Raw genomic sequence first — 3,771 nt, 5'->3', positions numbered from 1 at the left:
CATTCAAAAAATTCAACCTGAAATCATTCCATTTGAACTTTTGGATTTTAACTTGGGTGAGCGATGGATACCATCGCGCTACTATTCAGAGTTTGCTACATCCCTTTTTGAAAAAGATACAAATGTTAAATATTTCCGATCTGTCGATGCCTTCAAGGTAAGCTACGAAGGGCAAAATGTCAAAACGAGCAGTGAATTTTCTGTAACTCCTAAAAGTGGTAGAAAAACTTATGGAAATACATTGTTTGAGCATGCTATAGAAAATACGAGCCCTTTATACACTTATGAAGTCAAGAATGTAGATGGTTCTACAAGTAGAAAACCGGATAATGATGCAATTCAACTGGCACACCAAAAGATAGAAAATATTAGAGGGAAGTTTATCACCTATTTAAAGGAGTTACCGGAGAAAGAAAAAGCTTTTTTGGAAACTTATTATAATAAGCTTTTTAACTGTTATGTGCTGCGGGAATACAATGGAGACCATCAGAAATTTCCAAAATTGGATTATAAATCTTTAGGTATTCAAGATTTATATAGTTCGCAAAAGAACTCGGTATGGCGCATCGTTCAAAATAGAGGTGCACTTATAGATCACGAAGTTGGACTTGGAAAAACACTAACTATGATTGTTGCTTCTATGGAAATGAAACGCCTAGGCATAGTAAACAAGCCTATGATTATAGCTCTTAAAGCAAATGTAGAACAAATTGCAGATACCTACAGAAAGGCGTATCCTAATGCTCGTTTATTGGCTCCTGGACAAGAGGATCTTACCCCGGCTAAACGTAAAAGAATTTTTAATGAGATTACTAATAACAATTGGGATTGTATTATTCTTACCCATGATCAATTCGGAAAAATTCCTCAATCGCCTGAGATCATGCAATCCATTTATAAAAGTGAGATTCACAATATAAAGCAGGATCTAAAAACTTTGAAAGACATGGGGAGAGATATTGATAAAAGGTTGTTAAGAGGAATGGAGGTGAGGAAGCTTAACCTGATGAACAAATTAAAAGAGATTACTGATGCTATTGAAGGTAAAAAGGATTTGGGAATTAATTTTATTGACATGGGCATTGATCATCTTTTTGTAGATGAATCTCATAAGTTTAAAAACCTAACCTTTACCACGAGGCATGAGCGGGTTTCTGGGCTCGGAAATATTACAGGCAGCCAGAAAGCGTTGAATATGTTGTTTGCTGTGCGGACTTTGCAAAAAAAGTTTGATTCCGATCTTTGCTTTACGTTTCTTTCGGGTACTCCTATTTCAAACAGTTTAACGGAGCTATATCTTCTCTTCAAATATCTAACGCCAAGAGAATTAGAAAGACAAGCAATTGAAAATTTTGATGGTTGGGCTGCTGTTTTTGCTAGAAAGACTTCGGATTTTGAGTTTTCTGTAACCAATGAAATTATTTCAAAAGAACGTTTCCGAAATTTTATTAAGCTTCCGGAATTGGCATTATCTTATAACGAAGTAACGGATTACAAAACGGCTAAGCATATTCAACTAGATAAGCCTGAGCTGAAAGAGATTTTAGTAAATATCAAACCCACTCCAGACCAAATCGAGTTTACTAAAAATTTGATGGCATTTGCAAGATCGGGGAATGCACAGCTAATAGGAAGGGCATCGCTAACCAAAGAAGAAGATAAGGGTAGAATGCTTATAGCAACGAATTATGCCAAAAAAATGGCTACGGATATGCGTCTAATTGATGAAAGTTATGAGGATCATCCGGATAACAAGGTAAATATATGTGCACGAAAGGTTGCCGAAATCTACCAACAAAGCAATGATTATAAAGGTACACAAATTATCTTCTCTGATTTAGGCACTCCAAAACCTGGATTTAATTTATATGATGAATTAAAGCAAAAACTTATAGAAAATTTCAACATTCCTCCTCATGAAATCACTTTTGTTCATGATTGGTCGGCAAAGAAAAAGCCCGAACTATTTACTAAAATGAACAATGGTGAGATACGTATTCTCATCGGAAGTACTGAAAAGGCTGGGACTGGATTAAATGTTCAGGAAAGGGTTGTTGCACTCCATCATATGGATATTCCTTGGAAACCCTCTGAACTTGAACAACGGTTTGGCAGAGGGGCAAGACAGGGTAATTGGGCTGCAAAACTCCATAATGGAAATAAAGTGTTCAATTTTATCTATGCAACTGAGCGATCTCTAGATAATTATAAGTTTAATCTCTTAAGAAATAAATTGATTTTCATTAGTCAAATGAAGAATTCTGAACTCAGTGTAAGGAGTATTGATGAAGGTTCGATTGATGAAAAGAATGGAATGAATTTTTCTGAGTATATCGCCATTTTATCGGGAGATACAACTCTATTGGAAAAATCTAAAGTGGAAAAGAAAATTTTGGCAATCGAGAGCTTGAAAAGTGCCCATTTTAGAGAAGTGTATAAGACCAAGTTTGATTTAGATGAAATGAAATCCCTTTTCGTAAAAACCTCTAAGCTATTGGAAGAACTAGATTTAGATGGCAAATTATATAAAGGCGCTTTACAGTTTGATAAAGATGGCACTAAATTAAATCCCATTCAACTTACTGGATTTAAGTCGGCGGATCCTGAGCAAATAGGTAATTATCTTATTATACAGTCTGGACATTGGAAAGAAGGACAAGAAAAAGAGTCACTGGCCAAAATTGGAACATTATATGGTTTTGACTTGATCATTCAAAGAAAGGCAAAGATGGATTATGAGAATGGCCGTACAGTTTTTCAATTTGTCAATCTATTATATGCGCAGCGTCCTGGAGGAGATATCAAATATAATTTGAATTCCGGATATCCCAATCTAGAGCACCCTAAACTAGCAGCGCGATATTTCTTAAATGCAATTGATAAGATTGATTATCTGATGGTTAAAAATAAAAAAACTCTTGCTGAGCTGCAAGAAAACATACCAAATCTGGAGACCTTGCTTAATAAACCTTTTGAAAAGGAGAAGGAACTTCAAGAATTAAAAACATCTCTTTCGAAATTGGAATTGGAGATTTCAGTGAATATACAAGCTAAGCAAATGGAATTGAGTGCAGTTGGATTTGATGATCATTCTATGGCTAAGCTTTCTGTCGTTCCGACATCCTTCTCTATGTTACTAAAACCTGAGATTATTCATATAGATAGTTTAAGGAAAACTGTAAATGCTTTGAAAGATGAAAGTATTTCTAAGGAGAAAAGATTTAAACAAATAAGGATAAGGGCCTAAAACTTATACTAAAAGAAAGGAGAATTATGGCAAATAGTGTATATGTAATCAATAAAGGAATTAACAAAAGTATTGAGTTTAAAGGTTTAAAAGCTCAATATATATGGTACTTAGGTGGTGGAATGCTCATTTTGCTTGTCTTGTTTGCCATACTGTATATCGTTGGTGTAAGTCAATATATCTGCCTGGTTATTGTATTAGCCGCCGGTGCTGGTTTGGTTTACAAAATTTATGAATTGAGTAATAAATATGGAGAACATGGAATGATGAAAATGATGGCCAAAAGAAGTGTACCCAAATTAGTGAAATCAAATAGTAGAAGAGGGTTTATAAACTTAAAGAATGAAAATCATGGAAGTGGAAAATAAAGAGGATAAAGCCAATCTGCGTGGTATATCCTATATCCTTGATAGGACAAAAGGAGAGTTCAGACAGGAAATGAATGAACAGAATCGGATTTCATTTAAAGAAATGGACAAGATTGGCTCGACCTATATGTTATATATCGATGAGAAGACTAAAAA

Annotated in this window: 3 protein-coding genes; all 3 read left to right on the top strand. The window is 34.7% G+C overall.

Annotated features, from left to right (window positions below; genetic code table 11):
• Positions 1–3,247: helicase-related protein (locus tag VNZ46_RS02515; RefSeq protein ID WP_325558493.1), on the top strand; the 3,247-nt coding region annotated here is incomplete at its 5' end.
• Positions 3,248–3,273: 26 nt separating this feature from the next.
• On the top strand, positions 3,274–3,615 hold the full coding sequence (locus VNZ46_RS02510) for a DUF4133 domain-containing protein (RefSeq protein ID WP_325558492.1): 342 nt from the start codon (positions 3,274–3,276) through the stop codon (positions 3,613–3,615).
• A partial coding sequence (locus VNZ46_RS02505; RefSeq protein ID WP_325558491.1) for a hypothetical protein occupies positions 3,590–3,771 on the top strand: 182 nt, incomplete at its 3' end. The genes VNZ46_RS02510 and VNZ46_RS02505, both read left to right, overlap by 26 nt.

It is taken from the genome of Pedobacter sp. (assembly GCF_035566355.1).
GTDB lineage: Bacteria > Bacteroidota > Bacteroidia > Sphingobacteriales > Sphingobacteriaceae > Pedobacter.
The sequence above is the reverse complement of the archived record's forward strand: the minus strand, read 5'-3'. Positions and strand labels throughout refer to the sequence as shown.